The organism is Halomonas sp. FeN2 (genome assembly GCF_020595105.1).
In the GTDB taxonomy this organism is placed as follows: Bacteria; Pseudomonadota; Gammaproteobacteria; order Pseudomonadales; family Halomonadaceae; genus Vreelandella; species Vreelandella neptunia.
The window spans coordinates 2,499,952-2,526,881 of sequence record NZ_CP074200.1 but is presented as its reverse complement, the minus strand read 5'-3'; the positions used below and the strand labels follow the sequence as shown (position 1 = coordinate 2,526,881).

The 26,930-nt window shown below is 51.8% G+C and carries 28 protein-coding genes; 19 read left to right on the top strand and 9 right to left on the bottom strand.

Annotated elements, in window-relative coordinates; genetic code table 11:
• The first annotated feature begins 34 nt into the window (after window positions 1–34).
• The 4 genes from rpmH (at window position 35) to mnmE (ending at window position 3,891) form a co-directional block, all read left to right on the top strand.
• Window positions 35–169: a 50S ribosomal protein L34 gene (gene rpmH, locus KF947_RS11610; protein WP_008959105.1), complete on the top strand. Its 135-nt coding sequence runs from the start codon at window positions 35–37 to the stop codon at window positions 167–169.
• A gap of 13 nt (window positions 170–182) precedes the next feature.
• Window positions 183–575, top strand: a complete 393-nt coding sequence (gene rnpA / locus KF947_RS11605; protein WP_133733126.1) for a ribonuclease P protein component — start codon at window positions 183–185, stop codon at window positions 573–575.
• A gap of 121 nt (window positions 576–696) precedes the next feature.
• Window positions 697–2,385, top strand: coding sequence for a membrane protein insertase YidC (gene yidC / locus KF947_RS11600; RefSeq protein ID WP_223289077.1), 1,689 nt, complete (start codon window positions 697–699; stop codon window positions 2,383–2,385).
• 135 nt (window positions 2,386–2,520) lie between these two features.
• On the top strand, window positions 2,521–3,891 hold the full coding sequence (gene mnmE / locus KF947_RS11595; RefSeq protein ID WP_227404039.1) for a tRNA uridine-5-carboxymethylaminomethyl(34) synthesis GTPase MnmE: 1,371 nt from the start codon (window positions 2,521–2,523) through the stop codon (window positions 3,889–3,891).
• A gap of 18 nt (window positions 3,892–3,909) precedes the next feature.
• On the opposite strand, the gene KF947_RS11590 is transcribed toward mnmE, so the two are convergent.
• The 4 genes from KF947_RS11590 to rdgB form a co-directional block, all read right to left on the bottom strand.
• Window positions 3,910–4,755, bottom strand: coding sequence for a 23S rRNA (adenine(2030)-N(6))-methyltransferase RlmJ (locus KF947_RS11590; protein ID WP_227404038.1), 846 nt, complete (start codon window positions 4,753–4,755; stop codon window positions 3,910–3,912).
• A gap of 87 nt (window positions 4,756–4,842) precedes the next feature.
• Complete coding sequence (locus KF947_RS11585) at window positions 4,843–5,517, bottom strand: OmpA family protein (RefSeq protein ID WP_133733130.1); 675 nt, start codon at window positions 5,515–5,517, stop codon at window positions 4,843–4,845.
• Window positions 5,518–5,563: 46 nt separating this feature from the next.
• Complete coding sequence (gene hemW, locus KF947_RS11580; RefSeq protein WP_223289074.1) at window positions 5,564–6,748, bottom strand: radical SAM family heme chaperone HemW; 1,185 nt, start codon at window positions 6,746–6,748, stop codon at window positions 5,564–5,566.
• Window positions 6,741–7,349, bottom strand: a complete 609-nt coding sequence (gene rdgB, locus KF947_RS11575) for an RdgB/HAM1 family non-canonical purine NTP pyrophosphatase (protein ID WP_223289073.1) — start codon at window positions 7,347–7,349, stop codon at window positions 6,741–6,743. Before rdgB ends, hemW begins: the two co-directional genes overlap by 8 nt.
• Before the next feature lie 270 nt (window positions 7,350–7,619).
• Between rdgB and KF947_RS11570 the strand changes: the two genes are divergently transcribed.
• The 7 genes from KF947_RS11570 (at window position 7,620) to KF947_RS11540 (ending at window position 13,657) form a co-directional block, all read left to right on the top strand.
• A complete protein-coding gene (locus tag KF947_RS11570) occupies window positions 7,620–8,318 on the top strand; it encodes a response regulator transcription factor (protein WP_133733133.1) in 699 nt (232 codons plus the stop codon).
• 18 nt (window positions 8,319–8,336) lie between these two features.
• Window positions 8,337–8,858, top strand: coding sequence for a curli production assembly/transport protein CsgE (locus KF947_RS11565; protein ID WP_223289072.1), 522 nt, complete (start codon window positions 8,337–8,339; stop codon window positions 8,856–8,858).
• The gene (locus tag KF947_RS11560) at window positions 8,858–9,286 is read left to right on the top strand and encodes a curli assembly protein CsgF (RefSeq protein ID WP_227404037.1); all 429 of its coding nucleotides are present in this window, start codon (window positions 8,858–8,860) and stop codon (window positions 9,284–9,286) included. The genes KF947_RS11565 and KF947_RS11560 overlap by 1 nt, the downstream gene beginning before the upstream one ends.
• A gap of 57 nt (window positions 9,287–9,343) precedes the next feature.
• A complete protein-coding gene (locus KF947_RS11555; RefSeq protein ID WP_133733136.1) occupies window positions 9,344–10,174 on the top strand; it encodes a CsgG/HfaB family protein in 831 nt (276 codons plus the stop codon).
• Between the two features lie 667 nt (window positions 10,175–10,841).
• Window positions 10,842–11,882, top strand: a complete 1,041-nt coding sequence (locus KF947_RS11550) for a hypothetical protein (RefSeq protein ID WP_227404036.1) — start codon at window positions 10,842–10,844, stop codon at window positions 11,880–11,882.
• Between the two features lie 243 nt (window positions 11,883–12,125).
• Window positions 12,126–12,722, top strand: coding sequence for a hypothetical protein (locus KF947_RS11545; RefSeq protein WP_166650424.1), 597 nt, complete (start codon window positions 12,126–12,128; stop codon window positions 12,720–12,722).
• Window positions 12,723–12,778: 56 nt separating this feature from the next.
• Window positions 12,779–13,657: a curlin subunit CsgB gene (locus tag KF947_RS11540; RefSeq protein ID WP_223289071.1), complete on the top strand. Its 879-nt coding sequence runs from the start codon at window positions 12,779–12,781 to the stop codon at window positions 13,655–13,657.
• A gap of 49 nt (window positions 13,658–13,706) precedes the next feature.
• On the opposite strand, the gene KF947_RS11535 is transcribed toward KF947_RS11540, so the two are convergent.
• The 5 genes from KF947_RS11535 to KF947_RS11515 all read right to left on the bottom strand — a co-directional run bounded on the left by KF947_RS11535 (window position 13,707) and on the right by KF947_RS11515 (window position 18,536).
• A complete protein-coding gene (locus KF947_RS11535) occupies window positions 13,707–14,069 on the bottom strand; it encodes a hypothetical protein (protein ID WP_227404035.1) in 363 nt (120 codons plus the stop codon).
• Window positions 14,070–14,148: 79 nt separating this feature from the next.
• Window positions 14,149–15,429, bottom strand: a complete 1,281-nt coding sequence (hemL, locus tag KF947_RS11530; RefSeq protein ID WP_133733140.1) for a glutamate-1-semialdehyde 2,1-aminomutase — start codon at window positions 15,427–15,429, stop codon at window positions 14,149–14,151.
• Window positions 15,430–15,465: 36 nt separating this feature from the next.
• Window positions 15,466–16,275: a bifunctional hydroxymethylpyrimidine kinase/phosphomethylpyrimidine kinase gene (gene thiD / locus KF947_RS11525; RefSeq protein WP_088698250.1), complete on the bottom strand. Its 810-nt coding sequence runs from the start codon at window positions 16,273–16,275 to the stop codon at window positions 15,466–15,468.
• A complete protein-coding gene (gene hemJ / locus KF947_RS11520; RefSeq protein WP_022521043.1) occupies window positions 16,275–16,706 on the bottom strand; it encodes a protoporphyrinogen oxidase HemJ in 432 nt (143 codons plus the stop codon). Before hemJ ends, thiD begins: the two co-directional genes overlap by 1 nt.
• 9 nt (window positions 16,707–16,715) lie before the next feature.
• Window positions 16,716–18,536, bottom strand: coding sequence for a chloride channel protein (locus tag KF947_RS11515; RefSeq protein WP_227404034.1), 1,821 nt, complete (start codon window positions 18,534–18,536; stop codon window positions 16,716–16,718).
• Window positions 18,537–18,691: 155 nt separating this feature from the next.
• Here KF947_RS11515 and argC point away from each other — a divergent pair, with 155 nt between their 5' ends.
• The 8 genes from argC (at window position 18,692) to KF947_RS11475 (ending at window position 26,917) form a co-directional block, all read left to right on the top strand.
• Window positions 18,692–19,726 (top strand): N-acetyl-gamma-glutamyl-phosphate reductase, encoded by a 1,035-nt coding sequence (gene argC / locus KF947_RS11510; RefSeq protein ID WP_223288264.1) that lies wholly within the window; start codon window positions 18,692–18,694, stop codon window positions 19,724–19,726.
• A gap of 318 nt (window positions 19,727–20,044) precedes the next feature.
• Window positions 20,045–20,398, top strand: coding sequence for an iron-sulfur cluster insertion protein ErpA (erpA, locus tag KF947_RS11505; protein ID WP_227404033.1), 354 nt, complete (start codon window positions 20,045–20,047; stop codon window positions 20,396–20,398).
• A 160-nt stretch (window positions 20,399–20,558) separates the two neighbouring features.
• On the top strand, window positions 20,559–21,335 hold the full coding sequence (locus KF947_RS11500) for a transporter substrate-binding domain-containing protein (protein WP_133733143.1): 777 nt from the start codon (window positions 20,559–20,561) through the stop codon (window positions 21,333–21,335).
• A 118-nt stretch (window positions 21,336–21,453) separates the two neighbouring features.
• Window positions 21,454–22,125: an amino acid ABC transporter permease gene (locus KF947_RS11495; protein WP_180090860.1), complete on the top strand. Its 672-nt coding sequence runs from the start codon at window positions 21,454–21,456 to the stop codon at window positions 22,123–22,125.
• An 11-nt stretch (window positions 22,126–22,136) separates the two neighbouring features.
• Window positions 22,137–22,907, top strand: coding sequence for an amino acid ABC transporter ATP-binding protein (locus KF947_RS11490; protein ID WP_246638146.1), 771 nt, complete (start codon window positions 22,137–22,139; stop codon window positions 22,905–22,907).
• Between the two features lie 616 nt (window positions 22,908–23,523).
• The gene (mnmG, locus tag KF947_RS11485; protein ID WP_223288265.1) at window positions 23,524–25,428 is read left to right on the top strand and encodes a tRNA uridine-5-carboxymethylaminomethyl(34) synthesis enzyme MnmG; all 1,905 of its coding nucleotides are present in this window, start codon (window positions 23,524–23,526) and stop codon (window positions 25,426–25,428) included.
• Window positions 25,425–26,084, top strand: coding sequence for a 16S rRNA (guanine(527)-N(7))-methyltransferase RsmG (gene rsmG / locus KF947_RS11480; protein WP_223288266.1), 660 nt, complete (start codon window positions 25,425–25,427; stop codon window positions 26,082–26,084). The genes mnmG and rsmG overlap by 4 nt, the downstream gene beginning before the upstream one ends.
• Before the next feature lie 65 nt (window positions 26,085–26,149).
• On the top strand, window positions 26,150–26,917 hold the full coding sequence (locus KF947_RS11475) for a ParA family protein (protein ID WP_133733147.1): 768 nt from the start codon (window positions 26,150–26,152) through the stop codon (window positions 26,915–26,917).
• Window positions 26,918–26,930: the final 13 nt, after the last annotated feature.

Sequence of the window (26,930 nt, the reverse complement as noted above, 5' to 3'; positions counted from 1 at the left end):
CTTTCCGTCCTAAACCACGTGGGAATAACGAGTTATGAAACGCACTTTTCAACCTAGCGTTCTCAAGCGCAAGCGCGCGCATGGCTTCCGTGCTCGTATGGCAACCAAAAACGGTCGCGCCGTCCTCGCACGTCGCCGTGCCAAGGGCCGCAAGCGTCTGAGCGCCTGATCTCAGATTGCGTGTGCCGCAGCAAGGCTTTCCCCGGCAATTACGGTTACTAAATGCTGGGGATTTTAGTCACGTGTTTGAGCAAGCCGACCTAAAAGTGCATGGCAAAGGTATGATGGCGTTAGTTCGCTTAAGTACTCGGGGTCATCCCCGCCTTGGACTGGTGGTCAGCAAAAAAAATGTTAAACGCGCCGTAGATCGCAACCGTTTCAAGCGTCTGGTTCGAGAATCCGTTCGTCTTCGTCAAGATCACCTGCCCTCAGTGGATATAGTGGTGCTTGCGCGACGCGGTGTTCAGGATATCGATAACGAGACTTTGCATCGCCAGTTACACGGCATGTGGAAACGACTACAGCGTGACGCACAGGCGGTGATCGCAGCACCAACGCCTAAGCGTGACACGTGACCTTTGGTGCACCCCTCGCCGCTCGACCTCGGCCTGCCAACTGGCAGGCTTTCGTGTGTCAAGAGTCGAGTAAATGACACTGCGCCATTAGCATGTTCACCACCCAGCGGGCAGAACCCTCATGGACGTAAAACGACTTTTATTACTGATTCCACTAGCCGTACTCGCTTACTTGCTAGTCGTCCAGTGGAATCAGGATTACGGGCAGCCGAATTACGATTCAGTGCCTGAAACGACGCAACGCAGCAATTCCACGTCTCCTAGCAATGCTGAAGATGGTGAAGGCGGCTTAGCAGTGCCAAGCGCGTCTTCACAGCAAAGTGCGGTAGGTGAAGGTATTCCTGATACCGAAAGCGATACATCAAGCCGCGACTTCATTGCCGTGACCACCGATGTTCTCGATGTGCGTATTGATCCACACGGTGGCGATATTGTTTATGCCGCGTTACCGCAGCACAAACTCTCCCTGGATTCAGACCGTAACTATGTGCTGTTATCCGATAACAGCAGCCGTAGCTACGTGGCTCGCTCAGGCCTGCAGCTCGATGGCCAAGCCAGCCGTATCGCGTTCACCCCTGAAAACTCTGAGTATCGTTTAGGCGATAACGATGATGAGCTAAGCGTTGATCTCACCGCTGATGTTAACGGCGTTGAGGTTATTAAACGGCTTACCTTTGAGCGCGGCAGCTATGCGGTCAACGTCAATTACTACTTGGCCAATAACACCGATGCACCCATTAGTGCGCGCTTTATTGGTCAGTTGGCACGCGACAATAGCCCTGACCCGTCAAGCGGTGTCTCTATGGGTATGAACTCCTATTTGGGGGCGGCTTACTCAACGCCTGATGCGCGCTACGAGAAGATCGACTTTGAGGATATTCAAAACCATAACTTTGAAAACCGTGAAGCACAGGGCGGCTGGATAGCCATTATTCAGCACTACTTTGTGTCAGCATGGGCGCCCCAGCAGGATCAGCAAAATCTTTTCTACGTCACTACCGACTCCAGTAATCGTAACGTCGTGGCCTTTGCTGGCCCCACCAACACAGTAGCCGTCGATAGTGAAACCACTCTAGGCGCCACTCTGTACGTGGGGCCAAAAGTGCAGGACTACTTGGAACAAGTCGCTCCTAACCTGCAATTAACCGTGGATTACGGCTGGTTATGGTTTATCGCTAACCCCCTCTTCTGGCTGCTGGATCATATCCACGATATCGTCGGCAACTGGGGTTGGTCGATTGTGCTGTTAACCGTGCTGGTTAAGACGGTGCTGTTCCCACTTTCCGCCAAAGCTTACAAATCCATGGGTCGGATGCGTAAATTGGGCCCGGAAATGCAGCGCCTAAAAGAGATGTATGGCGACGACCGGCAAAAAATGTCGCAAGAGATGATGAAGTTCTACCAGAAGGAGAAGATTAATCCGCTGGGGGGCTGTCTACCTATTGTGATTCAAATGCCTGTCTTCATCGCTCTCTACTGGATGTTGCTCGAGTCGGTTGAACTGCGTCACGCACCGTTCATCTTCTGGATTCAGGATCTATCGGTGAAGGATCCGTACTTCATTCTGCCGATTCTGATGGGTATTTCGATGTTCGTTCAGCAGATGTTGAACCCGACACCTCCGGATCCTATGCAGGCGAAGATCATGAAGATGCTACCCATCATCTTTACTTTCTTCTTCCTATGGTTTCCGGCCGGTCTGGTTATCTACTGGGTGGTCAACAACATCATTTCGGTGGCGCAGCAGTACTACATTACGCGCAAAATCGAAAATGATCCGAGTATCGGCAAAGGCATGAAAACCAAGTAGACTGCCTTTGTCATCGCCCTTCAGACCCCCGCCCCGAGCGGGGGTCTGGCGTTTTAAGGTCGACAAATCCAAACTATGTTGACCGATGCTAGACCGATCAAATACTACTACTGCCAATTGACTAAGAGATTCACCATGGCCGAACGCCTCTACACGCCTGACACCATTGCGGCGCTGGCAACTCCCCCAGGGCGCGGCGGCGTGGGTATTATCCGCGTCTCCGGCCCCGCCTGCCGCGAAATCGCTCAAGCCATGGTTGGGCATTGCCCTGCCCCGCGATACGCTCACTACGGCCCCTTCCAAGGCGCAGAAGGGAGCATTGATGAAGGCATCGCCCTGTTCTTCAGTGGCCCCCATTCGTTTACCGGTGAAGACGTACTGGAGCTCCAGGGACACGGCGGCCCAATTATTATGGATATGTTGCTGGAGCGCTGTGTGGCCTTGGGTGCTCGTTTGGCGCGGCCAGGAGAGTTTTCTGAGCGGGCGTTTTTGAACGACAAGCTCGACCTGGCCCAAGCAGAAGCCATTGCCGACCTCATCGATGCCACCTCACGCTCGGCGGCAGAAAACGCCGTGCGTTCGCTCCAGGGGGAGTTCTCAAAACGTGTATCTGCGCTGGTGGAGCGCTTGATAGAACTGCGCGTCTATGTGGAAGCAGCGATCGACTTCCCCGAAGAGGAGATCGACTTTCTTGCCGACGGTCACGTTGCCCAGCACTTAAGCAGCGTCCAGCAAGCGCTGAGCGACGTACGCCAGGCAGCAGGCCAAGGTGCACTGCTGCGCGAAGGGATGAGCGTGGTCATTGCCGGGCGGCCCAATGCGGGTAAGTCGAGCCTGCTAAATGCGCTGACCGAACAAGATACCGCCATTGTGACGGATATCGCGGGGACGACCCGGGACGTACTCCGTGAGCATATCCATATCGACGGTATGCCGCTGCATATTATCGACACCGCAGGATTGCGCGATACGCCCGATGCGGTGGAGAAAATTGGTGTCGCACGTGCCTGGGCCGAGATAGAGAAAGCCGACCGAGTGCTGCTACTCGTTGATGCCAGCACCACGGCTTCTACCGACCCCATGGCCATTTGGCCCGAGTTTGTCGCTCGCCTGCCCGACCAGACACGCTTAACCCTGGTACGTAATAAAATCGATACCAGTGCCGAACCGGCCGGTATTGATTTATCCACAACCACGCCAATCGTCAGGCTCTCGGCAAAAACCGGTACGGGTGTGGATAACTTAAAGGCTCATCTGAAGGATGTGATGGGCTTTGCCGCCACCACTGAGGGTCGCTTCTCCGCTCGCCGGCGCCACCTGGACGCCCTAGACCGTGCCATGGCAGCCCTTGATACCGGCCGCGCTCAGTTGGATGGCTATGGCGCAGGCGAACTGCTGGCGGAAGATTTGCGCGACGCCCAACAGGCCTTAGGCGAGATAACTGGCGAATTCAGCGCCGATGATTTACTGGGCGAGATTTTCGGCAGTTTTTGTATCGGTAAATAAAGCTACTTTTTTCAACAGCTACTCCCCAACCCACCAATCCGCCTGATAGCGACTATCAGCACCGAGCAGCGGGGTAATTTCTGCCATCGCTGCGTCCAGGCGTTTATCCAACCCCCAGGGCGGATTAATCACCAGCATACCGCTACCGAACATGCCGCGGGCCTGCTCTCCTGGTTCGCGCAGCAGCAGCTCGCTGCGCCATATCTTGCGTATTCCGCTGGCCTGCAGCACGTCCAATAGCATTTGGTGATGCCCGGCAGGCAACAACGGGTACCAGATCATCATCACCGCATGGCGAGCCTTTTCCAGCACCTGGATAGCGGTATCAGCGACCTCCTGATACTCCACCTTGCGTTCAAAGCTTGGGTCAATCAGCACGCATACCCTGGGTGTTGCTACCGGTAGCATCGCTCTAACCCCTGCTAGCCCGTCGCCATACACGCGCTTGGCCTGAACAGGGAACGCCTGGCTATTTAAGTGCTGGTGTTCGCCGGGGTGCAGCTCAAACAGGCACAGCCGGTCTTGCTCGCGCAGCGGCTGGCTCAGCCACCAGGGCGAGCCTGGGTAGAGGGTCAATTCATTACGATCTGGCTGAGCCCCAACAATAGTTTTTAACCAGCTACTCAGTAGCGCGTCGGTTAGCTGTTCACGCTTCTGCCACAGTGGCCAGATGCCCTCACGGTACTCTTGTAGTCGCTGGGTCTCTTTGGTGGCTAATGGATAAAGCCCTCTACCGGCATGTGTGTCTATATATGTAATAGATGTTTTTTTACGTAATAGATAATCAGTGACGGCGTAAAGCGTGAGATGCTTATGTGCATCGGCAAAATTACCGGCATGGTAGGCGTGTTGGTAGGACAGCATGGTAGCTCGTAAACAGGTGAACGAAAAAAGCCCGCTATAGAAGCATAGCGGGCTTTGAGCGGCAATGTGCAGCTTTAAGAGGCTTACTTAGCTCTGGCCGTTACCAGTAGGGGTTAAGGTAATTTCTACCCGACGGTTTTGAGCACGGCCCTGCTCATTGTCGTTGCTGGCGACTGGCCGAGTAGCACCGTAACCAGAAGTATTCAGGCGCATGGATGAAACGCCGTTCTGAGACAAGTAGCTGGCCACGGCTTGGGCACGACGCTCAGATAGACGCTGGTTATAGCTCGCATCACCGGTACTGTCAGTGTGGCCAGCGATACTAACGCGGGTATCCTGGTACTGGGAAAGTACATTAGCCACTTCATTGAGTGAACCACGCGCTTCACTAGTCAACTCAGCAGAGTCAAAGCCAAAGGTAACGCCGCTGGGCATATTGAGCACGATATCGTCACCACGACGATCAATCTCAATACGTGACCCTTGCAGGTTTTCACGCAGTTGCTGCTCTTGGCGATCCATGTAGACACCAATACCGGCGCCCGCCGCCGCGCCCACAGCCGCACCAATTAACGCACGATCCCGGCGGCTGGTACTACCATCGCCAGAAAGTGCCCCAGCAGCGGCACCAACGGCGGCACCAATCCCGGTACCCATCGCGGTGCTAGAGCGCTGCGTTTGGCCACCGTAAGGATCCGATGTAGCACAACCGGCCAGTAGAATAGCAGCCGCCAACGGTGTCAGTAGTCTAGAAATTCGCATCACTCACTCCTTGTTATGTTCGAGACATCTTTATATTCATCGCTAATCAATCATCACTGATCAAGGCTAGCAACTCATTCAAGAATAATAGACCTTGAGGCGATGCACGCAGCTTTTCAGGCATTTGCATCAAAAGTCCTTTTTTCTCGGCGGATTGTAAACGCGCCAGTAACATAGCATTTGGCTGCCCAGTGTTAGCTCTCCATGTCTCAAGTGACACCCCGTCGGTGAGCCGTAAAGCGTTCATGGCAAACTCTAACGGCAGCTCATCCGCTTTTATAAGCTGCTTACCGGCTATAAAGCCACGCAGGTCACCCGTGCGCTTTAAATATGCGTCCGGCTGGCGAGTTTTCCAGCGCCGCTCAATGTACCACTCCCCATTTGGGTCAATACGGCTAAGCTTGCCATGGGCACCCGCACCAATCCCGAGGTAATCACCAAACTGCCAGTAATTAAGGTTATGGCGGCTCTGATGATCAGCGGCTGCGTAAGCCGAAATCTCGTAGCGTTTAAACCCCGCCTTCTCTAAAAGCTGATGTCCCGTGTCCTGAATATCCCAAAGCGCCTCCTCTTCAGGCAGCACCGGCGGGTGAGAGTGAAAAGCGGTATTAGGCTCAAGGGTCAACTGATACCAGGAGAGATGTTCAGGTGCCAACGCCAGCGCTTGGTTAATATCATCCAGTGCCAATTGAGGCGTTTGATCAGGCAAGCCGTGCATAAGGTCAATATTAATGTTGCTAAAACCTGCCTGGCGAGCCTGCGTCACCGCAGTAATCGCTTCATCACCGCTATGAATTCGCCCCAGTGCATGCAGTTGATCGGGCTGAAAACTTTGAATACCCAGCGAGAGACGGTTAATCCCTGCTTTCCGGTAACCAATGAAACGCTCTTGCTCAGTGGTTCCTGGGTTCGCCTCTAAGGTAATCTCAATACCATCCGCGAAGGGTAAACGGGCTTCGATCTGTTTCAATAATTGTTCGTAAAACGCTGGCGACAGTAGGCTGGGTGTCCCACCGCCAATAAAGATCGTGTGAATTTCACGGCCAGCCACCAGATTAAGATCGTTATCCAAATCTTGTAACAGCGCATCTAAATAGGCGGCTTCAGGTAAATCCCGCGGTGTAAAACCGTGCGTGCCTGGCTCATGAGAATTGAAATCACAATATGGGCATTTACGGACACACCAGGGCGTGTGGATATAGAGAGAGAGTGGCGGCAGCGTATCAGCCATGCGCCACCTTCAGCAGCTCCACTAACCCCTGCAACGCGCGACCACGATGGCTAAGGCGATTTTTGCTTTCGCTGGGCAGCTCGGCAACGCTCATACCCTGATCGGGTAACCAGAAAAGCGGATCATAGCCGAATCCTTCCTTTCCCCGAGGATGAGCAAGAATCTCGCCTTCCCAACTTCGCTGCACAATGACAGGCACCGGGTCTTTCGGGTGGCGTAAATAAACTAGCACGCACCAGTAACGTCCACTCCGCTGGCCTTCCGCACAGTCACTTAATGCGGTTAACAACGTCTGGTTATTTTTCTCGTCGCTTCTCGGCTCACCGCCATACCGAGCGGAATAGATCCCGGGCGCACCATTGAGTGCATCTACTTCAAGCCCAGAATCGTCAGCTAATGCCGGCAATCCACTGATGAGGCTCGCTTCACGCGCTTTTAACAGTGCATTTTCGACGAAGGTTAGCCCTGTCTCTTCCACATCAGTGACACCAAAATCCGCCTGGGGTCGAACATCGAAACCCAAAGGGGAAAGTAATTGATTGAATTCTCTTAATTTTCCTGCATTGCCACTGGCAAGAACAAGGGTATTGACGGCGGCCATGGTATGTACTCCTAACAGTAGAGCATCAGTTTACGCGCTCAAAGATCGTATCAAAAGCCAGCAAAATGTTATCAAATGTATCTAATGATAAATAACTACAAAAACTCATTATCCTTAACAAGTAGTTGTTTTATAGAGATAAATTTTATAAAAGAAAATATAAGCCTTAATACAAGCAAAATAATTAGTAACAAAACTTTACGAAAAGCATCTTATGGTCAACACTTCTCTTGCTACCCGCTCACTCTTTCTTTCCACGAGGGCACCCCAATGTCGCAGGAAAAGTCTACCGGAACGGTGTATGTCGTTACCGAAAAAAGTCCCCAAGTCCAGCTGTTCGCTGAATACTTGAACAAGCACACCGGTTGCCAAATTAGTATCCATTCTCCCCACGCGGCGCTACCCATTTCTGCTTCCGGCAACATGTTGATTCTTATCGATAGTGATCATATAGGCATTGATGCACTGCCCGAATGGCAAGATAAGTTACCCGATGCACTCACTAAAACTCCCCTGGCCGCCTTTAACATTCACGATATGGATCACGCCCTTGAAGCGCTTTCATGCGCACAGCTAAAAGGCGTGTTTTATCGTAATGAAAGCCTTGAGGTCATCTGTAAAGGCATAACCGCGCTACTCGAAGGAGAGCTGTGGATGTCACGGGATTTGATGGCGCGTTTGATTCTGTTCTATCGCAAATACCAGAGTAATGCCTTTCGCCCAGCCTGCGGACTCACTAACCGAGAAATGGAAATTATTTCCCTACTTAGCGCAGGCTCTTCAAATCAACAAATTGCCGAAAAACTGTTTGTTAGTGAACACACCGTTAAGTCACACCTTTACAACATTTTTCGCAAAATTAACGTTCACAACCGCATTCAAGCGCTCAATTGGATTCATCAGAATCTGGGCCCAATTCTGCCCAATATTGAGGCCGCACGCAGTCTTCAACGACATCGTTCGCGCTAATGCGCAAGGGTAACTGTCATGTCATCAATGAACCGTTTATCCATCAATGTTTTCTTAATGGCGGTATGGATCGGGTCATCTTTAGCATTAGCTAACGAACCAGCAAACCCAACCGATGCATTACCTGCCAACGAACAAGAAGCGATTGACGCTATTAATCAGCTCTCCAGTCCTGATGGGCCTGAAGTGCAAGGCAGCACTAACGGAGGAAGTGAGCTAACTGGCGTCATGGTAGATAGAACAATCACCATGGCCGGTAAAACCTTCTACCGAGCCTTTAGCCAGCGGGCAATGGATAACCTGATTATCGGCAATGCCACCATCACTATTAAAGAGCGCCCCGATGCACGATGGGGAAGCCAAGTATGGGTGATGGAAGGTAACCGTATGTATTTCCGTACACAGCTCTCCCCCAGGATCAATGAAGCTGATCGTGCCGCTGGGGAAGCCGTGCAAACCGTCGAAGAAGCGCTGCTACGCCAACAGCTAGCCTCTGCGCTTACCTCTGACAAAGACCTGGGAAAAGAGGAGTTAAACTAATGAAAACAAATCGTTTACGTCCATCAGTAAAGTTGCTGACCGCAACCTCACTGTTAAGCGCACTATCACTTTCGGCCTTTGCCGGAGACCTCGTCTACCAACCCATTAATCCCTCATTCGGTGGTGATCCTTTCGTAGGTAGTTATCTACTGAGTAAGGCCCAGTCTCAGGATACCAATACAGATCCTAATGCTCGACGATCCGAACCATTGTCTTCAACAGCACGTTTGATTCAGAGCCTTGAAAGCCGACTTATTTCCCAACTTATTAGCGATGTAGGGAATGGCGATGTAGGTGAAGGCAGCTTTGATAGCGATGAGTTTGGTGTCGTGGTAAGGGATAACGGGGGGCAACTGACCGTTCAAGTGGTAGATAAAGTTACCGGCGACGTTACCACTATTAACGTCGGCGGTTTATTCAATCCTTAAGTCAAATTGTTGTACTCATGCTTAAAAATTAAGACGCAATAAAACAAGGGAACAATCATGAGAATCTTACTTGTTGGAATAATGGCAGTTTGGCTAAGTGGCTGTGCTGGCACCGTTGCTACCTCGGAAAATCTAGAAGGTGCCCCTCCTACGCTTACTCCTAGAGGTGCTGCATACCAAGACCTTGTGTCGCTGCCGCCTCCCGCCGGTCGTATCTTTGTTTCGGTATATGATTTCCGAGACCAGACAGGCCAGTATCGACCGGCACCGGCCAGTACCTTTTCCACGGCAGTCACACAAGGGGCAGCAGCAATGCTGACCGGGGCACTTGCAGACTCAGGTTGGTTTATCCCACTTGAGCGTGTTGGGTTGCAAAACCTGCTCACTGAGCGGCGTATCATCCGAGCAGAATTTGAACGCTTTGGTCAACCTGATACGCTGCCTTCACTTAGAGCGGCTTCCGTAATGCTGGAAGGCGGTATTATCGCCTATGAATCCAACGTACGTACCGGTGGTGCTGGCGTGGAGTACTTCGGGATCGGTGCATCAGGCCAATACCAAGTCGATCAGGTTACTGTGAATCTTAGAGCGGTAGAAATTTCGACTGGTGAAGTACTGGCAAACGTTACCACTACCAAAACTATCTATTCCAAAGAATTAAGAGCCGGTGTATACCGTTTCATCGACTTCAGTAGGCTACTTGAAGCAGAAGCTGGCATTACGACCAACGAGCCCGTACAAATGGCGGTGATGTCTGCCATCGAGTCTTCGGTCATTCATTTGATCGCACAAGGGGTGGAAAATCGACTGTGGAACCTACCTAACAATATAAATTTCGATGAAACGATATTGTCTGATTACATTAACGCCCCAATACCGCAGCTATAACTAATAAAATATAACTTGATATAACTACTGCTGTATAACTCAGCCACATCAATCAAGGGAACCTTCAAGGTCATGCTAAAGCATGGCCTTTTTAAAGTAAAATTCTATTTCTTTTTAAATAATTGAATTATATATAAATATTAATATCCCTATCAATAACCATTTACTGACTCTAAGTAGATTCATGGCCAATGCTACTTGATATAAATAATATTTTTATTGTTAGAAAAACTATTTTTAAAAAAGTCAAACCAAAAATTTCCTATACCAAAAAGGTTCAGAAGCCACAATAAGGTCATCTAAAAATAAACAGACATCCTTTGGAAGGGATAATAAGTGAATAACTGTTATGGCCATATCCCAATAAGGCGCATTTTGAAATGGTTTTTATTAGAATTAGCACTATCAATTATATTAGTTATAACGATATTTTCTTTCAGTGACAAATTAAAATTCAACATTAGCGCTTAACGCCGATATTCGTCAATTCGGCATAGCAAGCGACATCAGGATTACAAAATCGGGGAGTGACCTGCGGAGCATCAGTTTCGAACACCAAGCGTATTCGGACAATGCACTGCCGGTCATCATCGATGAACCACTGAATGGCATCAGGCTAGCTCAGTGATCACCAAAGCAAGATGATCGAAACCAAAGGGGAAATACCATGAAACTGCAACTTACCGTAATTGCTGCTGCTATTGCTCTTTCTGCCAGTGCCGCCTCATTGGCAGATGCAAGAGATCCTGTTTATGAAGTTAATGGTAATACTATGAATAACGGAAAGGGGGCATTTGATCAACAAGGAGTGATACGATCCGATATGGATGGTTGGAGCTCATTAAACATAGATAATGGCACTGCCGGTGTACGCGAAACAGACCATGAGCAAATCAATCAGACAGGCAGTACGTTGAACTCAGCACAGGCTGGTACTGAGCAATATTCTGAGATCATTCAAAGCGGCCCGTATGGTGGCTCTTCAACTGGAAATGAAGCTTATGTAGATCAAGGTCAAAATGGCGGAGGCAGTGAAGAGAACGTTTCTCTTATAAAGCAAATTAATGGATCCACTAACAAAGCAACTGTGTATCAAAAAGGGAATGGTTTCAATGAATCGCGTGTAGTTCAAATTAATGGGGATGCAAACACGGCAGCTGTAAACCAATATGGTATGAACGACCAGTCAGACATCAGCCAGTCCTATGGTGACCACAATACAGCTACAGTTAATCAATATAATGGAGAATATAATCAATCCATTATTATACAACGTAATGGGGACTGGAATAAAGCAACGGTTGAACAACGAAATAGTAACTGGAGTGATTCGTACATTGAGCAGAATGGATTTAATAACACAGCAGACGTAAGTCAACGAAATAATTCAGACTATAGTGACTCAATAATTCGTCAATCCGGTGATTATAATGAAGCCGAAGTTGATCAGCAAAATAACTCTGATCAAACTTGGAGTTTTATCGAGCAGCGTGATAATAATCACTTAGCCGAAGTCACTCAAAATAATGCTGATTTGAGCGCCTCATATATATACCAGGGTGGCAATAGTGGAGGGCATGAGGCCTATGTGACACAGCAAAACGAGTACAGTAGTGTATCAATGGTTCGTCAGAACGGGACTACAGCTATTGCCAACCATACTCAAACTGGTGGCTCGGGCAACGTCGCAAGCTCGTACCAGTGGTAAAAAGATATCCAATATATGACTATATTTACAGCCGCCCTAAGGGGCGGTTTTTTATTACCACTACTTATAAATTGACAGATAGCTTGATAAGTATGAAAAAAACCATTTACTAGTTACTCATAACTATTAGTTTTTTAATATTTTGATTCAATTTAAGTAACTATGGTAACTCCGCCTATTCCCTCCATACTTAAGTCAACAAAAAGTTACATAAGAACACAATATACTAATGAGGATATGTCCGTGGAAACCAAATGGGTCTTCAGAAGCGCTCTGAAGCGTGGAATTGAATCTAAGAGCAGAGGCACTGAGGCCAGCTTACTCATCACGCTGGTACCAGTACTCATGGTGTTGTCATTGTCAACTTCTGTTTCTGCCGAGGAGAATAGCTTTAATGCTCCTCAAATAGACGAACGGAAAGCCCAAGTGGTTATCAATGAAAATAACGTACAACTGGATAGTTTTGAAGAGGCATTTGCTCAAAGCCGTGCCAATGTGGCGTTGATCCGACAAATTGGTGACGAAAATAATAGCACTATTAACCAGAACCTTAATAGTCATGGCCGCGCCAACCTAGCTTCAGTTTATCAGAACGGTAATTTTAACGAAGCCATTATTAATCAAGAAGGCTCAAATAATACCGGCCTTATACACCAAAACGGTAGTCGACACGAAGCCAGTATTACTCAGAGTGGTAACCAACTCGAGTCTCAAATTAATCAGTATGGGTTTGATAGTAACATCACAATTTCACATTCGGGGAGTGGCTACCAAGGCATTAGCGTTGAACAACAAGCATTTTCAGGCAATGCACGCTCGGTCACCGTCGAAAATTACTGAACAATAATCGTTGTTCAGTAATAACCAAAGCAAGTAAATCATAAAGGGGAAACACCATGAAAACTCAAATCACCACTATCGCTGCTGCCATTGCTCTTGCTATGAGTGCCACTGCTCTTGCAGGTAGCGATTCGACTATCGACCAAACAGGTGACGACAACGTCAATAACGTCACTCAGTATGGCACCCAAGAATCCAGAATTTATCAATATGGTGATGACAATACAGCCACTGTCACACAAGATGATAATTATCGTGGTGGGGAAAACTATTCCAATATCGAGCAAACAGATGACGGTAATAGTGCCGTCGTTAACCAACTAGGCTATAAAAATGATTCGGGTGTTTATCAGACAAGTGATGATAACAACGCCGATGTTTATCAAAACGGAAATTATAATGAATCATGGATTAAGCAAAGCGGCTGGGGTGACCATAGCGCTAAGGTAGTTCAGGAAGGCAAGTCAAATGATTCCGGCATTCAGCAATATGGTTGGAATAACTCAGCCGATGTTTATCAAAACGGATATGATAATGAATCATGGGTTGAGCAAAATAATAGTGGAAATAATGCTAACGTCGTACAAGAGGGTACGGAAAACAAATCTGGAATTCAACAAGAAGGTGGCTATTTATTTGGCAATACAGCTAATGTCAACCAAGATGGTTATAAAAATGAGTCGTGGATTGAGCAAGATGGCTCTTTTAACACGGATAGTGTAATCCAGAATGGAGACTACTTAGATAGTACGATTATCACTACTGGTTATAATAACACTAGCAATACCTATCAGTCAGGTATGTTCAATGACTCATTTATCAAAACTGATGGCAATTTTAATGTTCATTCAGTAACTCAATCGGGATATAGCCATAACTCACATATCTCTACCTACGGCAATGGTAACAGCAATACTGTTACTCAAGCCCAGTAATTTTTTGATGATATTTTCTCAACCGCCCCTATCCAGGGGCGGTTTTTTATTACCGAATAGAAACCGTCAAAGTACCACCTGCTCCTTGGGTAGACGAACTGGAACGATTACTGCCTTTCTGAATATCCACTTCCAACCGCTCATCGTCACTTAACAGTTTTACCGTTCCTTCAAGCTCTGTACCAGTAAAGGTGTACTCCGCAGGCACTGTGCCGCTCTCTTCAACGTGCTCGGTGGTTTCGCCTTCATGGGTAATGCGCCAGTGGGCGGAAAACTCGGCGCCTGGCGAACCGCTCATGGTGATATGAATTTGGGTCATGTCCTGCTCCTGAGGCGACTGTGCAGCCAGCGGCAAGCAGGCTAGCAGCCCTGCTGCGCAGATCACATATCGCCAATCCGTTGATCGTGTCATGAGTTTAGCTCTCAACTAACATAAGAGCCGCTCAAGGTGAGCGGCTCTTGCAGTATAGCGGGCTTTAAGTTACTTGCCGTTACATTACTGCGAAGGCTTTTTCTGCAGCATCCAGGGTGAACTGAATGTCTTCCGGTGTGTGAGCGCTGGACATAAAACCTGCTTCGTAAGCCGATGGCGCCAAGTAAACACCGTGATCGAGCATCGCACCAAAGAAGCGGCGGAAGGCATCCGGGTTACAGGCGGTGGCTTGGGCAAAGTTATCCACACGACTTTGAGAGGTGAAGAAGAGGCCGAACATACCGCCGGCCGACTGCGTCATCATCGGTACCCGTGCGGCATTGGCTCGCTCCTGAAGGCCCGCACAAAGGGTATTAACCCGTTGGGTAAGCGCATCGTGGAAGCCCGGCACCTGAAGTTTGGTTAACAGTGCCACACCTGCGGCCATCGCCAACGGGTTACCCGACAACGTGCCCGCTTGGTAAACCGGCCCCAGGGGGGAGATATTTTGCATTATCTCGCGCTTGCCACCAAAGGCGCCCACCGGCATGCCACCACCGACAATTTTTCCCAAGCAGGTTAGGTCGGGCACTATACCGAAGTGGGCTTGGGCACCGCCCAATGCCACGCGAAAACCGGTCATCACTTCGTCAAAAATAAGCACGCTGCCGTGCTCGTTACATACCCGGCGCAGGGTTTCCAAAAAGCCAGGTTGAGGCGGGATACAATTCATGTTGCCAGCAACGGGCTCAACAATAATGCAGGCAATTTGTTCACCGATTTCGCTAAAACACGCTTCAACCCCTTCAGGGTCATTAAACGAGAGGGTAATAGTGTGTTCAGCCAGCGATGCAGGCACGCCCGGCGAGCTGGGTTCGCCGTGGGTAAGCGCGCCTGAGCCTGCCTTAACCAGCAGTGAATCAGAGTGACCGTGGTAGTTACCCTCGAATTTAACGATCTTATCGCGGCCAGTGGTACCTCGCGCCAGGCGTATCGCCGACATGGTGGCTTCGGTGCCCGAACTGGTCATGCGCACCATATCCATGGAGGGGATCATCTCGCAGATCAAATCCGCCATGGTGGTTTCGACTGCGGTAGGGGTACCGAAGGACAGGCCGTTGTCTAATCGCGCCCGCACGGCTGCCAATACGTCTTGATCGGCATGCCCGGTGATCATGGGCCCCCAGGAGCCGACATAGTCCACGTAGCGATTACCTTCGACGTCAAACAGAAAGGCGCCTTGGGCACGCTCCATAAAGACCGGCGGGCGGTGTAAGCCTTTAAACGCCCGCACGGGCGAGTTTACCCCACCCGGTATATGGCGACTGGCAAGATCGAACAGTTCAGCTGATGTAGTCATGGCATCCTCTCGGTCGATGGCGTACAGAAGATAGGATTAAAAACGGACAGCCCGTGAAAAACGATGTGGCAAACATTGCCCGCTGGGCGGCTGAAAGCCTTGAGACAGGCTTTGCCAAGTAAAGTGCTGCGCCTGTTCACAAGCAGTTGGTAAGCGCTCACCAACTGCTAGGCGAGCGGCAATGGCCGATGCCAGCGTGCAGCCAGAACCATGGAAGATGTCGGGCAAACGTGGCCACTGCCACTGGCGAGTGGTATCGGGCGAGTGCAAGGTATGCACTACCTGCTGGTCATTGCCGGGCAGCGGCTCATCCGTGGCAGTGACCAGAATGGCTTGGCACCCTTGTGACATTAGTACCACCGCACGGGCCGTATCATCGAAAGGGGTCATTATGTCGGGCGTAAGCTGGGCCAGCTCAGCACGATTGGGGGTTAAGATATCCACAAGCGGAAGCAAGCGATCAATAAACAATTGACGCAAAGCAGGTGTGGATAACTCAGTCCCACCACCGGCCTTAAAGACCGGATCGGCCACAACGGGAATGCCTGGAAAACGGCGAATGATTTGCTCCGCTGCGCGCAGGGTATCTTCGTCAGCGAGTAGACCAATCTTTATCGCCGCGACCTGCATCTCACTAATTGCCTCGGCCATTTGGCGCATCGCGGCCGGCTCAGCAGGAATCACGCGGGTCACATTATGACAATTCTGTACCGTCAGCGCAGTGGGAATCGTTACCGCCCAACCACCACAGGCCGCAATGGCTTCACTGTCAGCAATTAACCCTGCGCCACCAGTCGGGTCATGCCCGGCGAGTACCAACACCACGGGAGGAAGCGGTTGGCGCATCAAAAGGGCTTCACAACGGCAAGCAGAATAATTGCCACGAGCGCGATCACCGGCGCTTCGTTAAACCAGCGGAAAAACACATGGCCTTTGGTACAGCGATCCTGGGCAAACTGCTTCAAATAGATCAAACAAACGTGATGATAGGCGATAAGTAGAACCACTAGTGCCAGCTTGGCGTGCATCCAGCCCTGGCTAAACCATTCGGGCACCAGGTAGAGCATCCAGCCACCAAAAATGAGTACCGCAATCATCGACGGCGTCATAATGCCACGGTAAAGCTTACGCTCCATGGTTTTGAAATAGCTAATGGCCTGTTCGTCGCCGTTATCCCGCGCGGTGGCGTGATACACATACAGGCGGGGTAAATAGAACAGCGCAGCGAACCACGTTACTACGGCCATTAAGTGAATAGCCTTTACCCATAGGTACATTGTCGCTCCTTAAAGAGATGAATCCTTCTCGCGTTTATCAGTGCCAAGGGCATCGGCGGCGCGTGGGTCAGTGTAGTGATAATAACGCTCGATGGCGCCACGGGTGATAATACCTGAAATACGCCGCTGCTTTGGGCGATAGCCATGAACAACGTAGAGCGCCCCTAGAGCGTTATCCTGCAGTTTTAGAAACGCTTCGGAAAGCGTTGCCTGTAAACCAATCGGCGCCAGCTCTAAACGCTGCCCGGGGATTTCCAGTAGATCAATCAGCTCATCCTCAGGCGGCTCTTCCCCCTGCAGCGCTTCATCGTGCTCAAGTAGCCAGCGTGCCAGTTCAGCGGCTTTTAGCGCCAGCACAGGTTTTTCCTCTGTTGACCGCTCAATCACTAACCACACCGGGTTATTCTCTAATAAAAGCCGCGCTTGGTCAGGGGTAATCATTCGCTCGGTGCGCACTAGTTGACGCTCCATCACCGCAGGCACTGAAACCCGTGAAAGTGCCTGCATCAACGGCTGCTGAAGCGGGTGCAGCCCGTAGCGCACCGTGCTGATAAAAAAACCTTCACAGCCGGTCAATTGACGCGAGGTTAAGCACGCCACCACCACCGCCAACATGCCGGGAAGCATAATACTCGGCGTATGGGTTAACTCCAAAAGTGCCATTAGGGCAGCCAGGGGCGCTTGTAACACCGCCCCCATCATTGCGGCCATACCTAGCATCGCGTAAATGCCCGGATCCGCGGCTTTATCAGACCAAAGCCAGCCCCCCAGTAAACCAAACAGCGCGCCTGTAGCAGCGCCTATAACCAGCACCGGGCCGATAATACCGATGGGAACACCGCCAGCGACAGTGAGCGCAGTAAGCAGCAGTTTGACGATCATCAGCGCCAGCAGCACTTTAATTTCCAACTGATTATTGAGCGCCGCCGCCACGCTGTCATAGCCGATGCCTTGAACCTGGGGGAACCACCAAGCCACTGCGCCAGTTGCCACCCCCACCAAGCCAAGACGCATCCAGAGCGGCCACTGCATAATCCGCTGACTGCGTGAAATATGAATAAACAAGCCTGCGAGTAGGCCAATCACAAGCCCCGTCACGACAATCCACGGCAAATTGATCAATGAGCCTAGTGCTATCTCAGGAATACGGAAGGCGGGCTCGTTGCCATAAGCCAACTGCGCCACCAGCGCCCCCATGGTGGAGGCCAATATCACCGGCATAAAGCTCATCAAGGTGTACTCCATCATCACCACTTCCATAGCGAAGATGACACCCGCAATGGGGGTATTAAAGGAAGCGGAGATGGCGGCTGCAGTCCCGCATGCAACCAGCACCCTAAGGCTGTTATTAGGCAGGCGCATCTGCTGGCCAAGCCCGCTGGCCGCCGCGGCCCCCAAGTGAATCGCCGGCCCCTCACGGCCAGCAGAGAGGCCACCCAGGACGGATATGACACCGACCCACCACTGGTTGAGCCAGTTGCGCAGGGGAAAACGGCCTTGGTGGTAGGTAAGCCGCTCGATCACATGGCCAACACCCAGCTTACGCGCCGCCGGTTTTTGCCTGTACAGCAACACTCCCACTAGCGTTACTGCCAGCATGGGCAACAGCGCGCGCAGCCACGACGCCATGCTTTCAAACGCTTCTGGGTCACCATCGGTCATGTAGAGCGCGGCGCCCGCTTCCAAAAGCAGCCGAAACGCTACCATCACAGCGCCGGTAATAACGCCTGAGACCAGCCCCAGCACACATAGCTGTGGAAGGGCGTCGACGTTGGCCAGCTGGCGACGAAAACTCTCTAAGGTAAAATCCGACAGGGAAAAACGCGCCACAGCGACCTTCCTGATGATGAGTTCTAGTGTTCTTATCTCTCTACTCTCTTGTGTATCATAGACTGCTAAGCTTCGACAGCGCGCAGCAATCCGCTTAGGCTGTATAACTGAAGCGAATGTGAAAACCGTTCTGCGTAACCCGCAAGGAGTGATTTGTGATTAAGGTCGGCATTGTTGGCGGTACCGGGTATACCGGCGTTGAGTTACTGCGGCTACTCGCCCAGCACCCCCAGGTCAACGTCGCCATGATTACCTCGCGCTCGGAAACCGGCGTCAAGGTGTGCGATATGTACCCCAACCTGCGCGGCCATTACGACACCTTGGCGTTTAGCGAGCCGGACGCCAAACAGCTGGGTGCCATGGATGCGGTATTTTTTGCCACACCCCATGGCGTTGCCCACGCCCTAGCCGGTGAGCTACTCGAAAACGGCACTCGGGTGATTGATCTATCGGCCGATTTCCGGCTGCGCGATGCTGACGAGTGGAGCCGCTGGTACGGCCAGGCCCACGGTGCCCCGGAATTGTTGCAAGAGGCAGTATACGGGCTGCCGGAAATGCACCGGGAGAAAATCAAAAACGCACGCTTAATTGCGGTTCCCGGTTGCTACCCCACCAGCGTTCAGTTGGGCTACCTGCCGCTTCTGGAAGCGGGTTTGATCGACCCAGGCCAACTCATTGCTGACTGCAAATCCGGCGTTACCGGCGCAGGCCGCGGCGCTAAAGTAGGTTCACTGCTTGCCGAAGCTAGCGAGTCGATGAAAGCCTACGGCGCCTCGGGCCACCGCCATCTGCCGGAAATTAGCCAGGGACTTAGGGATATCCAGCAATCCACGGTGGGTTTAACCTTTGTGCCCCACTTAACGCCGATGATTCGCGGCATTCACTCCACCCTTTACGGCCAGCTAACCGCTGACCCCGGTGATCTGCAGGCACTCTTTGAGCAGCGCTATGCTAACGAACCCTTTGTTGATGTGATGCCTGCGGGAAGCCATCCTGAAACGCGCAGTGTCAAAGGTATCAACACCTGCCGCTTGGCAGTGCACCGCCCGGGCAATGGCAACACCGTCGTCGTGCTATCGGTGATCGATAACCTGGTCAAAGGCGCCTCCGGGCAAGCGATTCAAAACCTCAACCTGATGTTCGGCTTTGATGAGAACACCGGCCTCACCGCCCCCGCGCTGATGCCTTGAACCAAACAAAACACCAGCATTCAGAGAATACCTCAAAGGGGTTCTTTACCAAGGCAGTTAACGTGATGCGAGGGCAGGTTGGAGCGAGGGTCTTTTTCCAGGGCCGGAATAATGTTCCCGACAATTCCGGCATTTCCGCCATCCATGGCGGTCAGATGTCGAAAGTAGCGCCCAGACAGCGCCCTCGCGGAAACCTGCCCTCGCCAGCTAAGATTCACCTAACTAATTCCCAGCAATAGTTGACCAATTTGCTGGGAATTACCCATAATCACCCCCCAATGCCGATTTATTCGTTCTTAAAGCTCGCGGGAGGTACCCATGAGCGGTGCAGAAGCCTTTATTCCTACTCCACTACTGCTCTCTGATAGCGCACGCAAACGTATTAATGCGCTGATTGCAGAAGAAAATAACCCATCCCTTAAACTGCGGGTCTATGTAACAGGTGGTGGCTGTTCAGGTTTTCAGTACGGTTTCGACTTTGCCGAAAACGTCGCCGACGATGACACCGTTATAGAGTTCGGTAACGCAGCCCTAGTGGTTGATCCCCTCTCCTACCAATACTTGGTAGGCTCCACCGTCGACTACGAAGAGGGCCTAGCGGGCGCACGTTTTCGCATTCAAAACCCTAATGCAACCACCACCTGCGGCTGCGGCGCCTCCTTTATGGTCTAAACAGCGTTGGCCCGCAGCGCTCCCCGTGACTTGACGCCCTGACGGTTTCTCGCCAAGGTTAATAGGTCAACAACGGCTTAAATAACGGTTTATAAAGAGCATCAAACGGTAAAAACCGCTTTGTAACCCGCCACCAGCCACATAAAGCACGGGGAAACTTATGAAAGTAGCACTACCACTCAGCCTAACCAAAACGACGCTGGCGCTTGCACTGGGATTGGGCAGCGCCACTGCCGCCATGGCCCAAACGCCATCGGTGAACGTGGCCACTGACCCAAGCTTTGTTCCGTTTGAAATGATGGATCAAGAGACCGGCGAAATGGTCGGCTTCGATATGGATATCATCAACGAAGTCGCCGAACGCGCAGGCTTTGAAGTCAACCTCACGACCATGGAGTTCTCCGGCATCATTCCCGCCGTGCAAACCGGTAGCCAGGAAATCGCCATTGCCGGTACCACCATTACCGAAGAGCGTGCCGAAGTTGTCGACTTCTCCGACCCCTACTACGATTCCGGTCTTCGCATTATTGTGCGTGCCGATAACGACAGCGTCGAAACGCTAGAAGACCTTCAGGATCTCGCCGTCGGTACCAAAATTGGTTCCACCAGCTACGACTACCTGCAGCAAGAGCTTGGCGAAGATGCGGACATCACCCCCTTCCCGGGAACTGCCGACATGTACATGGCGCTGCTAGGCCGCAACGTAGACGCAGTGCTCTATGACGCCCCTAACGTCGCCTACTTCTCGCAAACACGTGGCGAAGGCCGTACCAAGGTTGTTGGCCCGCTATATGAAGGCCAGCAGTACGGCATCGTCTTCCACAAAGGCAGCGAGTGGGTGGAACCCACCAATGAAGCGCTCGCCGCGATGAAGGAAGACGGCACTTACGATGAGATCTACACCAAATGGTTTGGTGAAGCCCCCAGCGAAGAGTGAGCGTAAAACCTCAATAATAGCGTAACGCCATTACAGGGCCGGGTGGCCAAAACCCCCGGCCCTGCTGCGTTGATCATGTATTTTTTGCCAACTGCTTTTTTGTTTCAGGAGTCTACGCGTGGACGTCAATTTTCAGTTTGATTGGTCGGCGGCGTTTGGGTCTATCCCTTACCTGCTGCCGGGTATTCCCTGGACGCTACTTATCTCATTTGGCGGCTTGGCCATTGGTTTTTTTATCGGCATATTTTTTGGGCTGTTACGCATTAGCCGTCTGCGCTGGCTACGCTGGCCGGCCATCATTTATGTCGAAGTATTCCGCGGCACGCCAATTCTGGTGCAAGTGCTGTTTATTTTTTACGGCTTACCACAGCTTCTGGGTGGGCCAATCAACGCCCTGGTCGCCGGTATTGCCGCAATCGCCGTTAACTCCGGTGCTTACATCTCTGAAATCGTGCGTGGCGGTGTACAGTCGATTGAGCGCGGTCAAGGGGAAGCTTCGCTCTCCCTGGGCCTTTCCCGCACTCAGGCGTTTCGCTACGTTATCTGGCCCCAGGCGTTTCGGCGCATGATCCCCCCTCTTGGCAACCAGGGCATTATCAGTATCAAAGACACCTCCCTGTTCTCGGTAATCGGCGTCGGTGAGCTAGTGCGCCAAGGGCAGATCTATATCGCCACCACCTTCACGGCCCTTGAGGTCTACTTCATGGTCGCTCTGATGTATCTGGCGATCACCTGGACGCTCTCCATTATCCTGCGCCAACTTGAGCGCAGAGGCCTGGCCGGACAATAAGGACACGCGCAATGAGCGAGACATTGAACAACACAACGCAACCAATTGTGCGTATGCAGCAGCTCAACAAGCACTTTGGCAGCCTGCACGTACTCAACGATATTGACCTTACGATTGTGCCCGGTGAAGTAGTCGTGATCATCGGCGCCAGTGGCTCAGGCAAATCGACGCTGATTCGCTGTATTAACGGCCTGGAAGAGTTCCAATCAGGCAATCTGGTGGTCGATAACAACGAACTGCTACCCCATGGTAAAAGTACCCAAGCACTGCAGACCATCCGCACCGAAGTGGGCATGGTCTTTCAGCAATTCAACCTGTTTCCCCATCTCAGTGTCATTGATAACGTCACCCTGGCGCCAATGAAAGTGCGCGGTTTAAGCCGTGACGACGCGGTCAGCAATGCCAAGCGGCTGCTTGACCGGGTGGGTATCGCCGACCAGGCCGATAAGTACCCCAGCCAGCTCTCAGGCGGCCAGCAGCAGCGTGTGGCACTTGCTCGCGCCTTGGCCATGGAGCCCCGGCTGATGCTATTTGACGAGCCCACATCGGCGCTTGACCCGGAAATGATCGGTGAAGTGTTGGATGCCATGCGCGAACTGGCCAAAGAGGGCATGACCATGGTGATTGTGACCCATGAAATGGGCTTTGCCCGTGAGGTTGCCGACCGGGTGATTTTTATCCATAAAGGCGAGATTACCGAGCAGGGACACCCGGAAAAACTGTTCGATTCACCGCAGCATGAACGTACTCAATCCTTCCTTGCCCGGGTGCTTAAACACTAAATGTGATCACTTCATGCCTTCGCATAGACCTGCGCTTGGCACCTAAATAACCCGTTCGCTAATGCGAAATGACGCTTTTTTACTGGCCTGTCGACACGACAGGCCATTTTTTTGCCTGTGGATAAACTTTTTTTACATTGATCGTTTTTATCTCCGTAGGGCCTACCATGGGAGCCTCTTAGCATTAGCTCCACACCCAACGGTGGTTGTTCACAGGTGCGGTAACAACCCAGGTACTGGCCGGTGGATAAGGCGTGGCTAATTGCATCTGTGGATAAGGTGCTATTTCATCCACAGGCTTAACACCCTTTCTGCCCAGGCACTCCCGCCTTCAAACATGTAGAAGTCAACAATATAAGTTGATGAAATAATTAATGATTAATCGCTTATGCACAGAAATTGTCCACACTAGTAGTTACAACATTTACAGAACTTCTCTTATTTTATATTTATGTTGTTATTAATAGAGGCTGTTTATCGATTAGGGGTGTGGAAAAACCTGACGGTTACCCACAGGGGGTTTATACTTGCCGCCTCATTGATCTAAGGTGGCTGCGTCTAGAATCGACTGCCTGGCCACATCATCCGTGCCAATTGGCACAAGACGAGGTGTCTCTTGAATTACCCCGACCGCTTTGACGTGATAGTCATCGGCGGTGGCCATGCGGGAACCGAAGCCGCACTGGCCTCTGCTCGCATGGGCTGTCAGACCCTACTGCTCACCCATAACATCGAAACTCTGGGCCAAATGTCGTGTAATCCCGCCATTGGCGGCATCGGCAAAAGTCACTTGGTCAAGGAAATTGATGCACTGGGCGGCGCCATGGGGCTTGCCACGGACTTGGGTGGCATCCAGTTTCGCGTGCTCAATGCCAGCAAAGGGCCCGCCGTTCGGGCCACTCGTGCCCAGGCTGACCGCATCCGTTACAAGGCAGCGATCCGCGGAATGCTGGAAAACCAGCCCAACTTAACGATCTTCCAGCAAGCCGCTGGCGATCTGATTGTGGATAACGACACCGTACGAGGCGTCGTCACCGAAACCGGTATCCGCTTTCATGCGGACAGCGTCGTGCTGTGTACCGGGACATTTTTGGGTGGCGTGATTCACATTGGTTTGGATCAAAGCAAAGGTGGCCGAGCAGGCGATCCACCCTCCAATGCGCTGGCCGAACGTCTGCGCGCACTGCCGTTTCGGGTTGATCGCCTAAAAACCGGTACGCCACCGCGGATTGATGCCAAAACGGTAGATTTTTCCCAGTTGGAAGAGCAGCCCGGCGATAGCCCAACGCCGGTTATGTCCTATCTGGGATCACGGGAAATGCATCCTCAGCAAGTGAGTTGCCATATTGCTCACACCAATCAGCAGACTCATGATCTGATTCTGGCCAACCTTGATCGCTCGCCGATGTATTCCGGCGTCATTGAAGGGATCGGACCGCGTTACTGCCCATCGATCGAAGACAAGGTTCATCGCTTTGCCGATAAATCCAGCCACCAGGTATTTATCGAACCCGAAGGCCTGGATACCCATGAGCTCTACCCCAACGGCATCTCGACCTCGCTACCCTTTGACGTGCAGATTCAGGTCGTGCGTTCTATCAAAGGTCTGGAAAACGCCCATATCACCCGGCCTGGCTACGCCATTGAGTACGACTTTTTTGATCCGCGGGATTTAAAACACTCGCTGGAAACAAAATTTATCCACAACCTGTTCTTTGCCGGCCAAATCAACGGCACTACCGGTTACGAAGAAGCCGGCGCGCAAGGGTTGCTAGCGGGCCTGAATGCCGCCCGCCGTTCCCAGGAGTTGGACGCCTGGTATCCCCGTCGCGATGAAGCCTATCTTGGTGTACTGGTCGACGACTTGATTACCATGGGCACCAAAGAGCCGTATCGCATGTTTACTTCACGTGCGGAGTACCGCCTGCTGCTGCGGGAAGACAACGCGGATCTGCGCTTAACCGAAGCGGGCCGGGAATTGGGTATTGTCGACGACACGCGCTGGGCAGCGTTTAGCCAAAAACGCGAGGCTATCGAACAAGAGAGCGCGCGGTTAAGCACCCTGTGGATACAACCGGGAAGCCCTGCGGCTGAACAAGTGGCCGAAAAAACTGGGGCACCGCTCACTCGCGAGTATTGCCTGAGTGATCTGCTTAAACGTCCTGAATTGAATTACAGCGATTTGGCCAATCTACCCGGCATTGAGGGCACCCTGGTCACTGACCCGGCAGTCGCCGAGCAGGTGCAGATTCAGGCAAAGTATCAAGGTTATATCGATCGCCAGCAGCATGAGATCGATAAACTCAAACGCCACGAAGCCACGCCACTGCCTGCAGAACTGGATTATTTAAAAGTGGAAGGTTTGTCTAACGAAATTCGCCAAAAGCTGGCTGAAGCGCGGCCGGAAACGCTTGCCCATGCGGCGCGGATTTCAGGCGTCACCCCGGCGGCCGTCTCTATTTTGCTGGTGCATCTGAAAAAGCGCCGGTTGGTGGCCGCAGCTGAGGTAGTTAACGGATGAGTTCGTTGAACCCACTGTTGAAAACTCTGCCTGCAAGCGTTGCACCACGGCTCGATCAAGGCCTTAGCCAGTTAGGCATCGCCGTTGACGAACATCAACGCCAGCAGCTGCTAGGCTTATTGGCACTGTTGCACAAGTGGAACCGGGCTTATAACCTCACAGCGGTACGCGAGGTGGATGACATGGTGTCGCGCCACGTGTTGGATAGCGCCGCTGTGCTGCCCTATGTGCAGGGGCCGCGGCTACTGGATGTGGGCGCGGGCCCAGGACTTCCTGGCATCGTATTAGCGATATTAGCCCCTCAGCTTGATGTGACACTGCTGGACAGCAATGGCAAAAAGGTGCGCTTTCAGCGCCAGGCGGTAATGGAGCTCGGGCTTGAAAACGTCACTCCCGTACAGGCGCGGGTGGAACAGTTTGAAGCCGCCACTTTCGATCAGGTGATTTCCCGGGCATTTGCCAGCTTGGTCGATTTTGTCACCTTGACCCGCCAGCTACCCAGCGCCGATGGCCAGTGGTTAGCCATGAAAGGCCCGGGGGCGGATGATGAACTGCGCGACCTGCCCGCCGGTATACGTTTACACCAGCGTCATTTGTTGGAAGTACCCTTTGAGGCAGCCCAGCGGCAGCTGCTGATCTTGGATGTTGAAAGCTAAATGTGAAAGCTGAATATTGATTGAAAGCTGAACGTTGATTCTGACCCCCAGAAGGAGTTGAGCAAGTGAGCCAGATCATTGCCCTGACCAACCAAAAAGGCGGCGTGGGCAAGACCACCTCGGCCGTTAACCTGGCGGCCAGTCTCGCTGCGCTCGACCGTCGCGTACTGCTGGTGGATCTTGACCCCCAAGGCCATGCCAGCATGGGCAGCGGCATAGATAAGTACGAGCTCAATAAAAGCGTGCTTGACGTTCTACTGGGCGAAGCAACGGCCGCTGATACGATTGTCAAAAAGCTGGCGGTCAAGTATGACGTACTGCCGGGTAACGGTGATCTCACCGCCGCTGAAGTCGAGCTGTTGGATCGCGATAAAAGCGAGAGCTGCTTAACCAGCGCACTGGCTTCGGTCTCGGATGCCTATGACGTAGTGTTGATCGACTGCCCGCCCTCTTTGAACATGCTAACCGTGAATGCATTAACGGCTTCCGATAGCGTGCTGATCCCTCTTCAGTGCGAATTTTACGCCCTGGAGGGGCTGTCGGCCCTGCTCGATACCGTTGAGCAGATTAAGCAAAATGTGAATCCTGATCTGGCCATTGCGGGCATTTTGCGCACTATGTACGACAAGCGCACCAGCTTAACGCGGGAAGTGGATAAGCAGTTGCGAGACTATTTTGGCGACATGCTGTTGAAAACGACCATTCCTCGCAACGTAAAAGTTGCCGAAGCGCCGAGCCACGGGTTACCCGTTACGCAATATGCCCGATTCTCCCGGGGTAGCCAGGCCTATCGTGTGTTGGCGAAAGAGATGATTCGTCGCCTAGCGTTATAAAATGAGGAAAAGC